General features: G+C 32.2%; 23 protein-coding genes. 14 read left to right on the forward strand and 9 right to left on the reverse strand.

What is annotated here, in order from left to right:
* Window positions 1-11: 11 nt before the first annotated feature.
* Genes sppA through N3Z16_RS00100 form a run of 4 tightly spaced genes read right to left on the reverse strand, consistent with a single transcriptional unit; the run spans window position 12 to window position 3,175 of the window.
* Window positions 12-935, reverse strand: coding sequence for a signal peptide peptidase SppA (gene sppA, locus N3Z16_RS00085; RefSeq protein WP_282486254.1), 924 nt, complete (start codon window positions 933-935; stop codon window positions 12-14).
* Window positions 936-1,406, reverse strand: coding sequence for an SsrA-binding protein SmpB (gene smpB, locus N3Z16_RS00090; protein WP_282486255.1), 471 nt, complete (start codon window positions 1,404-1,406; stop codon window positions 936-938). It abuts the gene before it with no gap.
* The gene (gene dapA, locus N3Z16_RS00095; protein WP_282486256.1) at window positions 1,406-2,290 is read right to left on the reverse strand and encodes a 4-hydroxy-tetrahydrodipicolinate synthase; all 885 of its coding nucleotides are present in this window, start codon (window positions 2,288-2,290) and stop codon (window positions 1,406-1,408) included. Before dapA ends, smpB begins: the two co-directional genes overlap by 1 nt.
* Before the next feature lie 6 nt (window positions 2,291-2,296).
* On the reverse strand, window positions 2,297-3,175 hold the full coding sequence (locus N3Z16_RS00100; protein ID WP_282486258.1) for an aminotransferase class IV: 879 nt from the start codon (window positions 3,173-3,175) through the stop codon (window positions 2,297-2,299).
* A gap of 74 nt (window positions 3,176-3,249) precedes the next feature.
* Here N3Z16_RS00100 and N3Z16_RS00105 point away from each other — a divergent pair, with 74 nt between their 5' ends.
* From N3Z16_RS00105 to lptB, 10 genes are read left to right on the forward strand one after another with little or no spacing between them, the layout of a single operon-like run.
* Window positions 3,250-3,930, forward strand: a complete 681-nt coding sequence (locus N3Z16_RS00105; RefSeq protein WP_282486259.1) for a response regulator transcription factor — start codon at window positions 3,250-3,252, stop codon at window positions 3,928-3,930.
* Window positions 3,914-5,242 (forward strand): ATP-binding protein, encoded by a 1,329-nt coding sequence (locus N3Z16_RS00110; protein WP_282486260.1) that lies wholly within the window; start codon window positions 3,914-3,916, stop codon window positions 5,240-5,242. The genes N3Z16_RS00105 and N3Z16_RS00110 overlap by 17 nt, the downstream gene beginning before the upstream one ends.
* A 23-nt stretch (window positions 5,243-5,265) precedes the next feature.
* Window positions 5,266-5,982 (forward strand): polyprenyl diphosphate synthase, encoded by a 717-nt coding sequence (gene uppS / locus N3Z16_RS00115; protein ID WP_282486261.1) that lies wholly within the window; start codon window positions 5,266-5,268, stop codon window positions 5,980-5,982.
* Complete coding sequence (locus tag N3Z16_RS00120) at window positions 5,983-6,660, forward strand: phosphatidate cytidylyltransferase (protein ID WP_282486262.1); 678 nt, start codon at window positions 5,983-5,985, stop codon at window positions 6,658-6,660.
* Window positions 6,661-6,695: 35 nt separating this feature from the next.
* Complete coding sequence (locus tag N3Z16_RS00125; RefSeq protein ID WP_282486263.1) at window positions 6,696-7,037, forward strand: FtsB family cell division protein; 342 nt, start codon at window positions 6,696-6,698, stop codon at window positions 7,035-7,037.
* Between the two features lie 21 nt (window positions 7,038-7,058).
* On the forward strand, window positions 7,059-7,682 hold the full coding sequence (locus N3Z16_RS00130; protein WP_282486989.1) for a ribonuclease D: 624 nt from the start codon (window positions 7,059-7,061) through the stop codon (window positions 7,680-7,682).
* On the forward strand, window positions 7,679-8,626 hold the full coding sequence (locus N3Z16_RS00135) for a KpsF/GutQ family sugar-phosphate isomerase (protein WP_282486264.1): 948 nt from the start codon (window positions 7,679-7,681) through the stop codon (window positions 8,624-8,626). Before N3Z16_RS00130 ends, N3Z16_RS00135 begins: the two co-directional genes overlap by 4 nt.
* Window positions 8,627-8,628: 2 nt before the next feature.
* Window positions 8,629-9,219, forward strand: coding sequence for an LPS export ABC transporter periplasmic protein LptC (gene lptC, locus N3Z16_RS00140; RefSeq protein ID WP_282486265.1), 591 nt, complete (start codon window positions 8,629-8,631; stop codon window positions 9,217-9,219).
* Window positions 9,209-9,703, forward strand: a complete 495-nt coding sequence (locus tag N3Z16_RS00145) for an LptA/OstA family protein (RefSeq protein ID WP_282486266.1) — start codon at window positions 9,209-9,211, stop codon at window positions 9,701-9,703. The genes lptC and N3Z16_RS00145 overlap by 11 nt, the downstream gene beginning before the upstream one ends.
* Window positions 9,693-10,421, forward strand: coding sequence for an LPS export ABC transporter ATP-binding protein (gene lptB / locus N3Z16_RS00150; RefSeq protein WP_282486267.1), 729 nt, complete (start codon window positions 9,693-9,695; stop codon window positions 10,419-10,421). Before N3Z16_RS00145 ends, lptB begins: the two co-directional genes overlap by 11 nt.
* Window positions 10,422-10,648: 227 nt before the next feature.
* Here lptB and N3Z16_RS00155 read toward each other — a convergent pair whose 3' ends face one another.
* Both N3Z16_RS00155 and recO read right to left on the reverse strand, forming a co-directional pair.
* Complete coding sequence (locus N3Z16_RS00155; RefSeq protein ID WP_282485558.1) at window positions 10,649-11,962, reverse strand: IS5 family transposase; 1,314 nt, start codon at window positions 11,960-11,962, stop codon at window positions 10,649-10,651.
* 172 nt (window positions 11,963-12,134) lie between these two features.
* The gene (gene recO / locus N3Z16_RS00160; protein WP_223939146.1) at window positions 12,135-12,842 is read right to left on the reverse strand and encodes a DNA repair protein RecO; all 708 of its coding nucleotides are present in this window, start codon (window positions 12,840-12,842) and stop codon (window positions 12,135-12,137) included.
* A 116-nt stretch (window positions 12,843-12,958) separates the two neighbouring features.
* On the opposite strand from recO, the gene N3Z16_RS00165 reads away from it, so the two are divergent.
* The 3 genes from N3Z16_RS00165 (at window position 12,959) to N3Z16_RS00175 (ending at window position 15,191) form a co-directional block, all read left to right on the forward strand.
* A complete protein-coding gene (locus N3Z16_RS00165; RefSeq protein WP_282486268.1) occupies window positions 12,959-13,468 on the forward strand; it encodes a gamma carbonic anhydrase family protein in 510 nt (169 codons plus the stop codon).
* Window positions 13,465-14,634, forward strand: a complete 1,170-nt coding sequence (locus tag N3Z16_RS00170; RefSeq protein ID WP_282486269.1) for a phosphodiester glycosidase family protein — start codon at window positions 13,465-13,467, stop codon at window positions 14,632-14,634. Before N3Z16_RS00165 ends, N3Z16_RS00170 begins: the two co-directional genes overlap by 4 nt.
* Window positions 14,635-14,726: 92 nt before the next feature.
* On the forward strand, window positions 14,727-15,191 hold the full coding sequence (locus N3Z16_RS00175; protein ID WP_282486270.1) for an NfeD family protein: 465 nt from the start codon (window positions 14,727-14,729) through the stop codon (window positions 15,189-15,191).
* 7 nt (window positions 15,192-15,198) lie between these two features.
* On the opposite strand, the gene yaaA is transcribed toward N3Z16_RS00175, so the two are convergent.
* Window positions 15,199-15,960 (reverse strand): peroxide stress protein YaaA, encoded by a 762-nt coding sequence (gene yaaA, locus N3Z16_RS00180; protein WP_282486271.1) that lies wholly within the window; start codon window positions 15,958-15,960, stop codon window positions 15,199-15,201.
* A 56-nt stretch (window positions 15,961-16,016) separates the two neighbouring features.
* Window positions 16,017-16,796, reverse strand: coding sequence for a 3-hydroxybutyrate dehydrogenase (locus tag N3Z16_RS00185; protein WP_282486273.1), 780 nt, complete (start codon window positions 16,794-16,796; stop codon window positions 16,017-16,019).
* 132 nt (window positions 16,797-16,928) lie between these two features.
* On the opposite strand from N3Z16_RS00185, the gene N3Z16_RS00190 reads away from it, so the two are divergent.
* Window positions 16,929-17,036, forward strand: a complete 108-nt coding sequence (locus N3Z16_RS00190; RefSeq protein WP_410519647.1) for a zinc-finger domain-containing protein — start codon at window positions 16,929-16,931, stop codon at window positions 17,034-17,036.
* A 20-nt stretch (window positions 17,037-17,056) separates the two neighbouring features.
* Here the strand turns inward: N3Z16_RS00190 and N3Z16_RS00195 are convergent, their stop codons facing one another.
* Complete coding sequence (locus tag N3Z16_RS00195; protein WP_282486275.1) at window positions 17,057-17,932, reverse strand: hypothetical protein; 876 nt, start codon at window positions 17,930-17,932, stop codon at window positions 17,057-17,059.
* Between the last annotated feature and the right edge of the window lie 11 nt (window positions 17,933-17,943).

The raw sequence follows: 17,943 nt of genomic DNA on the forward strand, positions 1-17,943 counted from the left end.
AGAGTTGAAATTTATAGAATCGATTTAATACCTAAGATTTTTCCAGAAAACAATCCTCTAATTGCATTATCTAGATCATCAAAAAACATATCTATAAATTTATCCCGAGGGTTTAATTTTATTTCAGAAATTTTTAAGTCTTTTGCTATTCCCCTTTGCTCCTCGAGCCATTTTACTGCTGAATCCTCATTTCCTATTTCATCGATCAATTTATACTTCAAAGCTAACTTAGCAGAATAAATTCTACCATCTGCAATTTTTTTTACGAAATCAAGGTCTAAATTACGTCTTTTAGCTACTAGTTCAGTAAAATAATCATATACATCAAATATGTTGTCCATAACTGCCTTCTCCGCTTCTGGTGTTAATTTTTCCGTAAAACTAGGATTTCCTTTTAAGTCACTAGACTTAAAATTATTGAACTTTATCCCTATTCTTTCCGCCAATTCTGTAATTTCTGCCATTTCCATTAAAACACCTATCGATCCGGTAATCGTCCCGTTATGCGCTATTATATAATCAGCTCCGAGTGCTATCAAATAGCCACCGGATGCCGCTACCGAATCCATGACGACTACTACCGGCTTATTTTTAGCAATCTTCCTAAAAGCATCGTATAACATTTCTGATCCAACGACACTACCCCCAGGCGAGTTAATATGAATTATTACTGCTTTTACATGCTTATCTTCAGCAAGTTTTTCAAGTTTTCTTACTCTTGCTAAATTATCGTATATAATTTCTTCCAGCAAAATACTGGCAATATAATCGCTTTTTATACCGCTAGAGCTTAAAGATACGTCTTTACTGCCAAATATTCTATTTCCAGATATAAATGCAATAGCCAAGAAAAGGATCAGGGATAATATTTTCCATCTGGCAATTTGTGCCTTATTTCTTTTTCTCTCAATTAAATAATCAGGACTAATATTCATTTACCTTAAACCTTTTTTATCTCTTAAAACCCTACCCTGCTCTCTTTCCCAGTCTTTGTCTTTGATTGCTTGTCGTTTATCATGCTGCTTTTTGCCCTTAGATAATCCAAGCTCTATTTTTACAAGATTTTTTTTATTAAAATACATAGAAAGAGCAATTAAAGTGTAGCCTTTTAATTTTATTTTACCAATAATTTTTTGTAGTTCCTTTTTTTTGAGCAGTAATTTTCTTGTTCTCTTAGTTGAATGATTAAAGCGTCCTGCTTGTTCATATTCAGCGATATGACAATTATACAAAAATAACTCATTTTTATTCATAGCAGCATGGGTATCTGCGATAGTAACTTTACCGTTTCTAATTGATTTTACCTCACTACCAGTTAAAATGATGCCTGCTTCAAACCTTTCTTCAATAAAATATTCAAAACTAGCTTTTTTATTCTGAGCAATAATTTTCTTATAATCAGACATCAAATTTTTCCAAATTCTATTAAGATTTTCTTGATCGATTCTTTAGTTTTTAACCTGGCTGTAGTTAAAGGTAATTTTATCTCTTCAGAGCACAAACCTAATAATTGTGCTGCATATTTAATACCAATTGGATTACTTTCTGCAAACATAGCTTCATAGATTAGGAATAATGTTTGCTGCAATTTCAAAGCTTCCAAATAATTGCCACCTTTTAAATAATTTTGTAATTGCTGACACTCATTTGGCAATATATTAGAAATAACCGATATACATCCCTTACCTCCATGGGAACTATAAGCTATACAATTTTCATCGTTACCGCTCATCATAGTAAAATAAGAAGGTAATTTCCTAGATAACCTCAGAGGTCGCATAATATCTGCACCAGCATCTTTAATAGCAACTATCCGCTTACATTCTGCCAGCTTTAAAATGGTATTATCTGCTAAATCAATTCCTGTTCTACCAAAGTGAATATATAATATAAGGGGTAAATCAGTATTATCATGCAATAGCTGAAAATGATTTACAATTCCTTCTTGTTCTGGCCTTATATAATGAGGAACAGTACACATTATACCATTAATACCTGATTGATTTAGGATTTTAGCTTTATTTACAGCATATTCAGTTGAAACAGATGAAAGACCGGCAATTATATTTATCTTCTTGTCTGCTACTTGAGTAGAAAGTTTAATCAGATTATAATAATCTTCATCTTGTAAACTAGTGCCTTCTCCGGTACTACCTCCAATAACTATTCCTTTCACTCCCGCTGATATCTGAAATTCAATTAATTTTGCAAGGGCAGTTTTATCGATTTTTCCATTTTTAAATGGTGTTATCAAAGCAGTAATTAAGCCTTCATATATATTTTTTTCCATATTTATCTACTTACCCACTAATTTTGCAAATTCAGATTGTAACATATTGATTTTTTGTTCCGGATCAGGAAAATAATGCACTATTTTTCCTAAGTCAATAGAACCAACTCCTCCTATTTCTCTGGCAGTACCGGTTATAAATGAATACTCGTATTTGCCAAGATGTTCAAGTGGTATTCTTGATTCAATTACCTCAAACTCCAAGCTCTTTACCATTTCTATAACCGCTTGTCTTGTAATACCATTTAAGAACCTATCTGCTATTGGTGTTACAAGCTTATTACCTTTGCCAAAAAAAATATTTGCTACATTGCATTCGGCAACGTACCCTTCTTCATCCAGTACTAAAGAGTCGTCATACCCATTATTTGAGGCTGTAATCTGGGATACCACAGGCATACCATAATGAGTCGAAGATTTTGCTTGTGGCGGGAAAGCTTTTTGGCTTGGTTTGCACCAGCTACTAAGGTTTAATTTTAAGTTATTTAAAAACTCAGATCGAGAAGGGAGCAATGCTATTAGTATATTTACTGTAAGCTCAGAATTATAAATTCCCATAGATTCAGCTCCCCGCCAGATTAACGGTCTGATGTAAGCATCTTTTAAAGAATTTTTTTCTAGTAATTCATAAGTAACAGCATTTATTTCTTGGGTGCTATATTTAAGGGGTGTAAGTCCCATATACTCGGCTGACTTTAATAATCTGTTAGTATGCTCTTCTAGTTTAAATATTTTTCCGTTATAAGCCCGTTCTCCCTCCCACACAGCTCCGGCATAATGGAGACTGTGGGTAAGTACATGGACATAAGCTTCATTTAAGTGAAAAAATTTACCATTAACCCAGACAAAATCAGACGCAAACTCGGGTAATTTATTATTTAACATAAAATTCACTGTAAATCCTATAATTTTAAGTTATTATTGTGATAACTTTTATATTTTTCCATAGTTATAAAAACATGAGAGATGATAAATCGCATATCTTAGTAGTGGACGATGATACCAGAATCATAAAACTTTTGAAGAAATTTTTACAACAAAATAATTTCTTAGTATCTACTGCAATTTCTTCAACAGAAGCATTTGAATTACTTGAAAACTTTGTTTTTGATTTAATAATACTGGATGTTATGATGCCGGAAATAACCGGTCTAGAATTTGCAGAAAAAATAAAAGAAAGCAAAAAAGCTCTTCCAATAATTATGCTTACTGCACTTTCTGAACCAGAAGATAGAGTTAAGGGATTAGAAGCTGGAGCTAAAGATTATTTAACAAAACCATTTGAACCCAAAGAATTGCTTCTTAGAATTAACAACTTAATAACTTCTCATAATCTTTACAAAAAAGAACAGCAAATTGCTAGAATCGGAAATTGTTTATACGATTTATCAACAAAAAATTTAACTAGCAATGATCAGGCTATTGCTTTGAGCTCCACTGAACAAAAACTTCTTGATCTGCTAATAGCATCTAGAAATGAAGTAATAAGCAGAGACGACCTTTCTGTTAAAATGGGTGGTTTGAATCCAAGATCCATAGATGTACAAATTGTACGCCTTAGAAATAAACTAGAACCAGATCCTAAAATCCCTAAATATCTAAAAACAATCCGAAATTTAGGTTATGCGCTATACATCTAAATTTAACCTATTTTATCTTATTAAAAAGAAGCTTATCCCAAAAAGTCTATTATCAAGATTTATTCTTATTATAATAATTCCAAGCTTAATCGGGCAATCCATTGCCTTGCATTTATTTTACGAGAGACATTGGTATAATGTATCTTATCATACCAGTTCATTATTAGCTTCTGAAATAGAATCCCTCCTACAACAAGAAACTGTTTATCAAAATAAGAATCAAATCAAAAATTATCTGAACCTTTCCTACATTTTAGAGCCTAATAAAAAAATAAACACAACCACGCAAAATAATTCTGAAGAATTAGAAATTTTTCAAAAAAATTTAAGCAAAAAAATTAACTACAAACACGAGGTGTTTTTAGATGAAAATGGTAAAATAAAAGTTTTAATAGAAATTCCCAAAAATCTATTAATTATTACTATACCCGCTAAAACTTTACTTAATCCTACCACCTATATCTTTGCGCTTTGGATAATATTTTTAACTATAATACTTCTTGCTGTTTCACTCATCTTTTCTAAAAATCAAATCAAATCAATTTTAGAATTGACTAACGCAGCTGAAAAATATGGTCGAGGTGAGAAGATGCCAGAGTATAAACCATCAGGAGCAAGAGAAATAAGAAAAGCAGGAATTGCTTTCTTAAAAATGAAAGATAGGATAGAACGCCAAACTGCTAAAAGAACTCAAATGTTAGCCATGATTTCACATGATTTAAAAACCCCTTTGACTCGTATGAAATTACAGGTGGAATTAATGGATGATTCAGAAGAAAAAGAAGAATTAAATCACGATATTAATAGTATGCAATATATGATTTCTTCTTATCTGGATTTTGCAAGAGGAGAAGGTGGAGAAAGTTTTAGCAAAGTTGAGCTAAATAAATGGGTATCGGATTATATAAAATTATCCTGGAATAAAAGCAATATCGAGTTAGAACAGAAAAAAAATAATATATTTGCCCAAATTAAAATCTATTCTTTTACCCGAGCTTTAAACAATATAATTAGTAATGCAACAAAATACTCAACAAAAATAAAAATTTCTGTATATTCACAAAATGATAACGCATTTATAACTGTAGAAGATAATGGCAAAGGAATTGATAATATAGAAAAAAATCACGTATTTAAGCCTTTTTATCGAGGAAATAAAGCCAGAACCTTTGAAGATTCAACAAATGTGGGACTAGGACTTGCTATTACAAAAGAAATAATAACTGGGCATTATGGGTCAATAAGTTTAGCAGAAAGTAAAACTTTAAAGGGACTGCTGGTAAAAATCAAAATTCCTAAATTAGCTGATTAATTACAACCAGATTAAAATAAAAAATGACTGATAATTTAACCGATAATACTTTTAATATAAATCATAATATTAAACATCTTGCAATCATCATGGATGGTAATGCCAGGTGGGCTACTTCTTGCAATTTATCGAAAGCTGAAGGACATAAAAAAGGGGCAGAAGTTGCAAAAGAACTGATCCTGCAGATTTTAGAACTTAATATTCCTTACGTTACTTTATATACTTTCTCCTCAGAAAATTGGCAAAGACCTAAGGATGAAATATCTTTATTAATGAAGTTACTGAACTATTATGTTGAAAATGAAATCAAAACTCTTCATAAGCACCAAATTAGGCTTAAAATAGTTGGTAATTTAGATAAAATAAATAGCGATCTAAAAAATAAAATACTTCATGCTGCCGAACTCACTAAGAATAATGATAAGATGACGGTTTGTTTGGCTTTTAGCTACGGGAGTAGAGAGGAAATAGTCCACGCTTGCCAAAATATCGTTAATTCTGGTATAAAACAAATATCCGAAGAAATTTTTAGTCAATTCTTGTATGACAAAGAAATGCCCGATGTTGATCTATATATAAGAACAGGTGGTTTTTTTAGAATGAGCAATTTTCTGTTATGGCAAGCTGCTTATGCTGAACTATACTTTATTGATAAATTCTGGCCAGATTTCTCTATTGATGATTTAAAAGTAGCAATTGAAGATTATTCAAGGAGAAAAAGAAATTTTGGAGGAAGATAAATGAAAAAGGATTTATTGCAAAATTCTTCAAATTTACAACTTAGAATTATTTCCGCCCTTTTTATAGGTTTAGTTTTTATAACAGCAATCTTTTTTATTAGACCTTTATTTTTTATATTAATTCTTATAATTGCAGCAATAATGCTTGTAGAATGGTATGAAATGACTTACTCAAATAGAAGTTATTTGTATTCCGGGCTTGTAATAATTCCGATGCCTATAGCTTCCTTACTTTATATCTCTAATATTGATTATAACGGGTGGTTATTAGCGACTTTTTTTACAATCATTTGGTCCGTAGATTCCTTTGCTATGTTTGTAGGAAAGTGGCTACAAGGGCCAAAACTCGCTCCTGTTTTAAGTCCTAAAAAAACTATATCAGGGCTCTTAGGGGGTGTAACCGCAGCTATGTTGCTTCCATTATTGTTAAGGTTAATGCCAGCTTATAAGATTCCTTCTTACGGACAAATTTCTGATTTTATACTAATTGGTCAATTTGGAATTCTAGCTGTCGGTGCTCAAGTAAGTGATTTATTTATCTCCTATTTCAAAAGAAAATTTAAAATTAAAGATAGCGGTAATATAATACCAGGTCACGGCGGAATGCTTGACAGATTTGACAGCATAATACTTACCGCACCTATTGTAGCCTTTTATTTACATAGCCAAATAGAGTAATTTGAGATATAATACTCATGAAATAAATTAGTTTAATGATAAAGAAAAGTCAGTTAAAAACTATACAACTTACAAGAAAGGCAGTTTTTAATATAATAATATTAGTTTTGTTATTATATTTTACCTTTCATTCCATTTATGGTAACAGAGGGGTAGTAGCATACTTTAAACTTCAAGCAGAATTGGAAAGTACGCATACTAAGCTAGATATGTTAAGGGCTGAAAGATTAGAAATAGAAAATAGAGCTAAATTACTAAGGCCAGAATCATTAGATATAGATATGCTTGATGAAAAAGTACGAAATATTCTAGGCGTTATTGCTCCGAATGAGCAGGTATTTAAAAAAGAATTAATAGATAGAAAGAGAAGCGAATAAGTTTTAATTTAGGAGGTTATTATAAGAGTCATAGTTTTTCATAACGATTTACCGTCTAATTTTCAGCTACCAGGTGATATTGCAATAGATACAGAAACTATGGGCCTAGATTTAAATCGGGATCGTTTATGTGTCCTTCAACTTAGTAACGGTGATGGAGATGCTTACTTAGTTCAATTCTCTAGAGATAATTATGATGCTCCAAATCTAAAAAATTTATTACTAGATAAAAATCGAGAAAAAATTTTTCATTTTGCTCGGTTTGATTTAGCTATAATAAAAAAATACCTCGGTATTGAATTATCAAATATTTTTTGCACTAAAATTGCTTCTATATTAGTTAGAACTTATACAGAATATCATGGCTTAAAAGATTTATGCAGAGAACTACTTGGAATTAATATTTCAAAACAACAGCAATCTTCTTATTGGGGAACTGAGCAGCTTAGTGAAGAACAGAAAGAGTATGCTTCCAAAGATGTTATATATTTACATTCGCTCAAGGAAATATTAACCAAAATGCTTATTGCCGAGAATAGAAAGGATATTGCTTATAAATTATTTGAATTCCTGCCTACCAGAGTAGATTTAGATTTAATGGGCTGGAACGAAATTGATATATTTTCACATAGTACAACAAAATGAATTTTTATAAAACAGCTCAGAGAGTAATCCAGGAAGAAGCTATTGCCTTAAGCATTCTTGAATCACAAATTCCTCGTGATTTTTCAAAAGTGGTAGAATCAATTTTAAGGTTAAAAGGAAGGTTAATTATACTTGGTATAGGCAAAAGCGGCTATATTGCTAGGAAAATAGCCTCTTCACTTGCATCAACAGGTACTCCGGCATTTTATATTCACCCTGCAGAAGCTAGCCATGGTGACCTTGGTATGATAACACAATCTGATATGGTATTTATGCTTTCTAATTCTGGAGAAAGTAGGGAATTATTTGATACAATTAATTATTGTAAAAGATTTGCTATTAAGATTATCGCAGCTACAATGAATCCAGATTCAACCCTTGCAAAAAATAGTGATTTTCTACTTACCATTCCAACAATCAAAGAAGCATCACTATTATCAGCACCTACAACTTCTGCTCTTATGATGCTCGCCTTAGGCGATGCTATTATGGTTTCTCTTCATGAAGCAAAAGGTTTTTCTAAAGATGATTTCCTTACTTTTCACCCGGGTGGGAAAATTGGGGCTACTTTAATTAAAATCAAGGATTTAATGCTTACTGGTACTTCCATTCCTTTGGTTGAACCAGATAATTCCTTTTTTGACGTAACAGGGGTAATGGCAGAAAAAAAGCTAGGATGTGCTATAGTAATAGATACTACCCAGAAATTAATTGGAATTATTACAGACGGTGATTTAAGAAGAAATATAGATAAAGACCTTAAAACATTAAAAGCTAAAAATCTTATGACTAGTTTGCCAATATCTGTGGAATCAAATATTCTAGCTAGCGAAGCCTTGGCCATAATGAATAGCAACTCAATTACCATTTTACCGATTACTAGTAATAATAAGGTGGTAGGTATTATTCATATTCACGATATTCTAAAGGCTGGGGTTGTTTAAATATGAAGAATATTAATTCCGCTCTTAGAAAAACTAAAGTTCTAAAATACCTATTTTTACTATCAGGGATTTTTGTGTTATTTTTAGTATTTTGGGTTTCCCACGAGAAAGAAAAAAGAGTTGTTGCAGAAGAAATTGAAGTTAATAAAAATAGGCATATCCCTAAAGAATTTGACTTTAATATTAACAATTCCATTCTTGAAGGATTAAATAAAAATAACTTACCTTATACAATTATAGCTAAAGTCATCACAAAACAAAACGATAACATTTATAATTTAAGCACTATTGATGCAATCCATAAGCTATCAGAAGATAATTTACATATCGTTGCAGACAATGGTTTACTTGACGAAACCACCAACCTTCTTGTGTTATCGGAAAACGTTAAGATTGTGTTTAATAATTTTGAGCTAACCGGTAACAAAGTAAATTTCAATTTAAACTCAAATCTCGCATCTAGTGAAGATCCTGTCGAAGTTACTTACCAAAATTCAACAGTTACAGCTTTAAATTTTTATAGCGATGATTCAAATAATATAATAAATTTTGAAGGTGAGGTGGTGTCCACATTTAATGCCAATGATTTTTAATTTTAGTACCCTTACCATAATCAGAACATGGTATAAAATCCTGTTTTTGATAATCTTCGTTATTAATCCGTATTCTTATACGCTGGCAAATCAAGGTTCTGAGAAAATAATTCATTCGGATATAATCATAACTTCAGACTTTTTGAAGGTAGATAATAATAACCTTACTGCTAATTTTAAAGGTTCGGTAACTGTAATATTTGATGACCTAATACTTAAAACTGATTACTTAAAAATATACTACGCCAATAATGATAATAAAAAATCAATTACCAAAATTGAAATACCAGGTAATTTAAAAGCCATAAAAAAACTTAACAACGAAGTAGTAACTGCAAATAGCGGTGAATATATTGTAGCCTTACAAAAATTAACTCTTAAAGGTAATGTAAACCTGCAAAAAGATAAATATATACTAGTTAGCGATAAAATGGTATATTTCACCAAGTTTCAATCGATAACTAAGCAAAATAATGAAAAATAAATTAGTAGCTCAGAATATTTCGAAATCATATAATAAAAAACCAGTTTTACAAGATGTTTCTATTGATTTAAAACAAGGAGAAGCTGTAGGCTTACTAGGCCCTAACGGTGCGGGCAAAACCACCTTATTTAGCATAATAATAGGTATAACAAAGACAGATAATGGAAGACTTGGCTTAGGAGACCATGATATTACTAATTTACCTATATATCTGAGGGCTAGGCTGGGTATCAGTTATTTACCACAAGAATCTTCGATTTTCAGAGGATTGACTGTTAAAAACAATATCAAAGCAATCCTAGAGGTTAAAAATTTTACCAAAGAAGAAATAGAAGAAAAAGCTTCCAAACTGCTCGATGAATTTTCTATAAGTCACTTACAAAATAAAATAGCAACCACTTTGTCAGGGGGAGAACGCAGACGTCTTGAGATAGCACGAAGCCTTGCTTCAAACCCTGATTTTATATTACTAGATGAACCTCTTGCTGGAATAGATCCAATTGCTGTTAACGACATAAAAAACCTAGTATCCCACCTAAAAGAGCGTAATATTGGCATTCTGATTACCGATCATAACGTTCGGGAAACGCTGGATATAGTTGACCGTGCATATATCATATATGATGGTAAAATTCTGATGCATGGAATACCAAGCGAAATTATTGATAATACAAAAGTACGGGAGGTATATCTGGGAGAAACATTTATTAAAAGCTAAAGTTGTAGTGATTAATTCATACTATCAAGTCTTTCCGTCAAAATTCTAAATTTTTGATGTAGTTTTAATAATTTTAAAAGTCAATCATCGCATTTTTATTTTTTTGGGGTATTTTTTTACCAAAAATATAAAATTTAGGTGCTATGATGGCAAAAATTCACAATTTACTCATGATTCTCTCTTGAGCAATGCTAATTGCTTAAATTATTAAGATTTTCGGAAAATTATTATGCGGTGGATTCTTTGAGAATATTAGTGATTCTACGCAAATTCAAGCCAACGGCAGAGATAAGCGGATTAACGATATCTCCAATTATTCCCTTAAGGTAGTTTCTACCCATACGACCAAAATTCTTTAGATGACCTATTATCGGTTCAATTGCACTTCTCCGCTTTTGCATCTTTTTGTCATCGGTTGATAAAGCTTTCTTGGTCTTGGCGGTAAAAACCTTGCCTTTTTCTTTGAAGTTATGGCCGGTGTAACCAAGATCTACAAAAATTTTGCTAGTCTCCGGACTTAGCTTGCGCAGCTCCGATACCGTTTGATCTAAAGTATGTCCGTCGTAGGGGTTACCGTGAAAAGATTTAACCCCAAGAATAAAGTTGCCTCGGCCGCTTACTGCAATCCCGACTTTGTTACCAAATTCGTAAGGTTTATTCATTTTACCCTTGCCGATACACTCTACCTCCGGAGCATGAAAGCTATAGACTATCTTATGCTCTTTTTTATAAATATCCTTGTCCTTTTTCTTAAGCACAGACTGGGCATGAATATTTTTAACTCTCGTAAAAATGGCGCTATCCTCAGCAGATAGTTCTAATTTTGATTTTTCTATACCTCTCCAGCATATACGGATCAACCTACCTAAGCGGACTTTTAAGCTTATCATTATTTTTCTACGTTGCCTTGCTTTACTATCTTCCTTGTACTTCCAAAGCTTGATCGTCTTATATTTAAAACTCTTGGCGTATGTCTCGTTAAGCGAAATACCAAGTCGTTTACAGAGATCTACTACTTTTGCTCTTGCGGTCTCCATTAAATGTACGTCATGTGGATGTTTGATATTCTTAATCTGTACAGTCGTATCTATAATCGCCGATTCCAAGTCTTTTTTTTTGAGTGCTCCGACCTTCAGTCCTATACGCAAAAGCTCTTTTAGAATCTCTTTATATCCTTCCTCTCCCAGAGCATTGCGGAATCTACGTATAGTCGCCTCCGATACGTCAATATCTTGTTGCATATACTCATAGCCGCAAAAATATTGCCAATATATATTTTCCTTTAATTCTTCCTCCGTAAACGAATCAGAACCGTTATACATAGCTTGCAGCATTGATAGTCCTAGCATTACTCTATGATCCTTCTTATTTCTACCGAATTGCTTGATTTCAACCTTAGCTAATGCCAGCGCTTCAAGTTCAGACCAATTTACCAAATCTCTCAGTTTATATAATTTGTTTTTGCGATTTAGTTGTATAGATAATTTTTCACCAAATAATCTTTCTTGTTTTTGAGAAAAACTAATATTTTCTATAGGCATATACTTTAAAATCCATAAGCTTTATGCGCTAATTATAACATTTTCTTATGGATTTCGTAAGCCATTTATAACATGAAACCCCTTCTAATTCAGGGGTAGAGAGTTTTGACGGAGAGACTATCAACAAAGGAAGGGCATTTTATTAACTATTCAAATAAATATGCTGTGTAAATTATACCACTGAGTGTTCTATAAGAACTTGTCTATCTTTTAACGCAATACCATGTATAACATATCTATTTAAAAAATATGAAGTAAGAGCAAATGCTTGATGTTTTTCTTGTAAGGTAGGTTCTGCATTATTTAACAAAAACTGAGGTAAAGCAAGTAACCTGTCCGCATATTCTTGCCCTGATCCCTTACAAACTGCTTGCCCTGATTTTGGCGACACATAGTGTAAATCATGCTTTTTACCCGTTACTACACAGCTATCAAGGACTACCCTATAACCTGTTTCTGCTAATAAATCAATTTCTAATTTGATATAATCTGAAAATGAAAATTCTTTTTTCTCCTTTAAATTTTCAAGGTAACATAAGAATTTAGCAAAGAATTTATTATGTGATTCTCTTTCACAAAAAGCTTTTTTTATTAGACTAACTATTGAATTGAATGCGTATAATTTCATTTTATTTTGAATTATAAAGCTGCTATAAGACCTGATTAATTCACATTTTGCAGATCCTAAATGTTCATGAAGTCGCGCATTCCAGAAAAAGTCTACTAAGTTAGATTCCAGGAGGACATTAACGCTTTTTTTTCCACCGCGTTTTATTACGCCTGAATATAGCCCATGCTTTTCAGTAAACAAAGTCACTACATAACTATCTTCCTTAAAAGAGTTTTTTGCAATAATTATACCCTGATCACGAAAATTCATGTATTATATACATTGTTTAAATGTGCCAAAAGTGTATTAAATTATATTGATTAATACAATAAGATTTTTATCTTTTTATTTTGTAAAATATTTTTTTATTGATAGTTTTAACCTTTATGCCAAAAATCATAAAATTCAAAGGGATAAACCCTAAAATTGACAAAAGTTCGTTTATTGCTCATGGGGCAATAATTGCAGGAGATGTCACTATTTCCGAAAATTCAGGAGTATGGTTTAATTGTGTACTAAGAGGCGATGTTAATCCTATTACAGTAGGTTCTTGCACTAATATCCAAGACGGAACCATAATCCATACTTCAAGATTTGATGGCCCTACTTCAATTGGAAATAACGTTACGATTGGGCATCTTGCTCTCATTCATGCCTGCACAATTAAAAATAATGCTTTTATTGGTATGCAATCAACCATTATGGATAAAGCGATGATTGAAGAATATGCTTTTATAGCCGCAGGTAGCTTAGTGACCCCTGGGAAAATAGTTAAATCACGGGAGTTATGGGCTGGTAGCCCTGCAAAATTTATTAGAAAAATTACGGAAGAGGAAGTTAGATTTATGCAGGATAATATTGAAAATTACATAGACCTTGCTAAAGAATATAAATGATAAAAATTATAGCTTTTCTTTTTATAAATATGTGGGCTATGAATTATGCTATAGGTACAAGCGGTTATGAATATAGCCTTATCGAAAAACCTAACCAGAAAATCCATCTAGTTAAAATTGATTTAAAACAGTATAGTATTTCCCTAGTTAGCGCTCATAATTCTGTATTTGGAAGAGAAAAAGTAGGAGATATAGCAGAACGTGAAAATGCAGAAATTGCCATAAATGCCGGTTTTTTTCAAATTGGCGGGAATGAAGATGGACGCCCTACTGGAACTCTTATAATTAATGGCCAAATATTTGGTCTGCGCACGACAAAGCATGCAGTATTTACAATAAAAAATAACGAACCAGCAGTGCAGGTGTGGTATCCCAAGGTAGAAATCAAGATAGGTAATTCCCAGATTGTCCCTACTGCTTATAACAAATTTGCTAATAATTCTTCGATAATTTTATATTCCGATAAGTGGGGAACTTCTACCCTCACTGCTTTTAAAAATAGAAATGAAATCATTATTTCAAAACAAAAAAAAATAACTGGTATAGCACCTCATGGAAATAATTTAATTCCTCCAGGTGGTTATGTATTATCATTACCTAAAACCTACGACACTTCACTTCTAAAAATTGGTGTTTCTGCTGAATGTAAAGAGGAAAATAACTATCACTTATTTGATAAATCAACTTCAGCAATTATGGGAATTCCATTTTTAATTATGGATGGAATAATTAACGAAAAACTGTCTGATTCAGAAAAACATGCACGAACAGCTATTGGTATTACTGAGAATGGAAAAATAATAATTGCAGTGGTAGAGTGTATGTATACAAAAACTCCAGGTTCTTTAACATTAAAGGAAATCCAGGATATTTTATTAAAGAAAAAGCTTTCCTTTAACGAATTAAAAGCAGCCGAGGTAAAAAAAATACTTCTGGAAGAGTTATCAGATAGTAATAACTCAGAAGGAATTACTTTAAAAGAATTAGCTAATTTTATGTCAGAGCAAGGGTGCATATCAGCAATTAACCTTGACGGAGGCGGATCCTCCAGCTTATACATACATGGTAAATATGTTAACAATCAAATAGGTGATAAAGACGAAGCAAACGGATTAGAAGTAGTTAGGCCTGTATCTGATGCAATTATTTTTAAAAAAAAGCAATAAAATGTGCTATCCTATTTTAGGAAACCTTTTGTAGAAATTAAAGCAACCTATTACTATAATAAACCTGGAACATTTTAAATAATTAGTGAAATATGGATATATCTGCGGTAGAAATTTGGTTAATAGTTGGAATAATTTTTATCATAATTGAATTTAGCAAAATTCCAGGAATCGGATTTTTATTTCTAGGTTTAGGAGCTTTAACTACTTCTGCTTTAATTTCCTCTTACTTAGAAATAACTGATTACCAAATAGCGACATTTGGGCTTGTCTCCTTTACCTGGTTCTTAGTACTTTGGTGGCCGTTAAAGAAATTTGTTTACGGTAAAAGGAAAGGGAATAATATTAATCAAGGTTATTTCGATTTAGTAGGAAACCAGGTAACAGTTCTTAATCGAAATATAGAACCTGGAAAAATAGGTCAGGTATCATGGTCCGGTACTATTATGAATGCTAAACTTGTAGATTCAGAAAAAGAACACGTAAATCCAGACGATGTATTGTACGTTTTAGAAGTTAAGGGAAACGTTTTAATATGTTCTCGTAAAAAACCTTAAAAAGTTCTTACCTAGTAAAAACTAATTCGGTTTCGGTTGAAAGAGCAGCGTTGAATTCATAACCACCTCCGTTAAACTGCTTAATATCATAGATGCTTTCAATACGCTGTTTTATTATATATGATGTCATAAGACCGCGTGCTTTTTTAGCAAAAATAGGTATAACTTTATACTCGCTATTTTTCCTTTCTTTAAAAACAGGAGTAATTAAACGACGGTTAAATAGTTTTTGATTTATCACCTTAAAATATTCTGCTGACGCTAAATTCACCAGTAAATCGCTCTCTCCGCTTTTTAGCAGTTCATTTAATTTAACTATAATCTTGTCTCCCCAATACTCGTATAAATTCTTGTAATTCTGACTGAGCAGTTTTGTTCCCATTTCAAGTCTATAAGGTTGGATAAGATCTAGTGGTCTTAGCAAACCATAAAGCCCGGAAATAATTCTTAAATGTAATTGAGCGTACTTGATGTCTTCTTGAGTAAAAGCTTCTACATCTAACCCTTCATATACATCGCCTTTAAAAGCATATATCGCTTGGCAGCTATTCTCTAAAGTAAACGGAATACTGAAATCATGGTAGCGTTGGTGATTTAAAACAGCTAGTTTTTCACTTAAATCCATTAATCCTACTATTTCAGAAGTAGTTAGCTTACGTAAAACTTTAATAAGCTCTGTTGATTCTTTAAGAAAATCAGGAATGGTATGCTCACCTTTATAATTTCCAGAAAAATCTAATGTTTTAGAAGGAGAAATTAATATTATCATTTGATAGCTAGTTCATTTAAAAATTATAACACCTTTAATCCAATTTATTACCAAACCTATTGTGCAGTCCATCCACCGTCAATTGATAAAGCTGAACCTGTAATAGAAGAAGCGCTATCAGAAGATAGAAAATATACAAAATCAGCTATTTCTTCAATCTCTACAAATTTTTTTGTTGCTTGTACTCCTAGTATAACATTCTTAATTACATCCTCTTCCGACATGGATCTAGCTTTTGCTGTATCAGCGATCTGATTTACTACAAGCGGAGTTTTCACATAACCTGGGCAAATAGAATTAACAGTTATACCATCTTGAGCTACTTCTAAGGCTACAGATTTTGTCAGCCCAATTAGTCCATGTTTAGCAGCCACATAGGCTGATTTAAAGGGCGATGCTACCAAAGCATGGGCTGAGGCAATGTTAATTACCCTACCCCATTTTTGTTGTTTCATTATAGGGATAACATTCTTTATTGTATAAAAAGCAGCAATTAAATCTATACGAATTATCATTTCCCATTTTTCCGGTGGAAAATTTTCAACCGGTGACACAAATTGAATCCCCGCATTATTAACTAGCACATCTACTCTTTGATATTTTTGGATTATATTTTTAAACATTCTGTCAATTTCTGCAGGTTTTGAAAGATCGGCACTATCAAATAGCACCTCTGCTGCACCAAGAAGTTTTAGCTCGCTAGAAAGCTTTTTTACTTCAGAATCAGAAGCAAGCCCATTAATAACTAATGTAGCACCATTTTTAGCAAATTTCGAAGCTATTCCAAAACCAATACCGCTTGTGGATCCAGTTACTACAACTATTTTATCTTTCATATTTTAAAACCTGATTTATATTTGATAAATAAACATTCCTGAGATATCATTCATCGATGATATAAGCATCTCAAAAAAGTTAATATGAAATCATGCAAAATTGAAAAAACAAAATCTTTATCTGTGGTTTGTATGGGCCAAGAAGTACCCTATGATCACCCTAGAATCTATCTTGCGGTAAACCCCGAAACTAAAGAAGTCACCTGCCCTTACTGCAGTAAAAAGTTTATTCTTGAATAAAGGATTTCTACAAATGGCCTCTACATGGCACGAGAAGTATCTGGACTTAAAGATTTCATCACTCCTTTTGCAATATCCAACAAATTTGCATGGCCTGCTCCAAGAGCTTTTTTGGCAAAATTTTTCACTTGTGGATCTTGCACCTGCGTAGCAATTTTCTCTATATTACCTTGAATGCGGTCTTTAATCCCTTTTTTAAGCACGTCCGCAACCACAGCTGTTATAACCTCGATATCTTTAGGGTCGGATATATGTGCTTTTACAGTTTTAGTAACCTGGTTTAAGCATTCTAACATTAAGTTTGCACCATTTTGTTGAATTTTTATTTTATCAAAAATACTAATACTTGGGTCTAAATTTTGTTTTAGAACATCTTTTGCTACAGCTGCCTGTTGTTCTATATGCGCTTTTATTTTTGAAGTAAGGGCTTCAGGGACTCCTGTTTCTTGGAGAGCAGATACTGCTGAATTCTTGATAAACTCCAAAGTTGCATCAATTTCTTTTTCATTTTGAGGAAAAACTTTATCAGCATACCCACTTACTTCTTGCATAAAGCTCTTTATACCAGCCGTGGCAGTAACTCCTTCAAGTACACTACTCAAGATATTGGAGCTAAAACCAAATTTACCAAGTGCTGTAGCAGAAATTCCTGTTTCAATCGCTAATTTTGATATTTTACCAATCACTTCTAAACTGCTGTCTTTATTTAGTTTTTCTGTTGTATCTACAAGGTTATCTATTGTTTTTTGTAGATTTTCATCTTTAAAAAAAGAGGCGACAGTTTCTAGTAACCCTGTACTGTTTAAAACAAACCCCAAAGCAGGAGAATAAGCAGTAACAACTAATAATAAAGCAGGAACAGCAAAACTAATTATTTCATAGTATAGGAAATTCAAAATTTGCAACC

This window comes from Candidatus Megaera polyxenophila, assembly GCF_029982035.1.
Lineage (GTDB): Bacteria > Pseudomonadota > Alphaproteobacteria > Rickettsiales > Rickettsiaceae > Megaera > Megaera polyxenophila.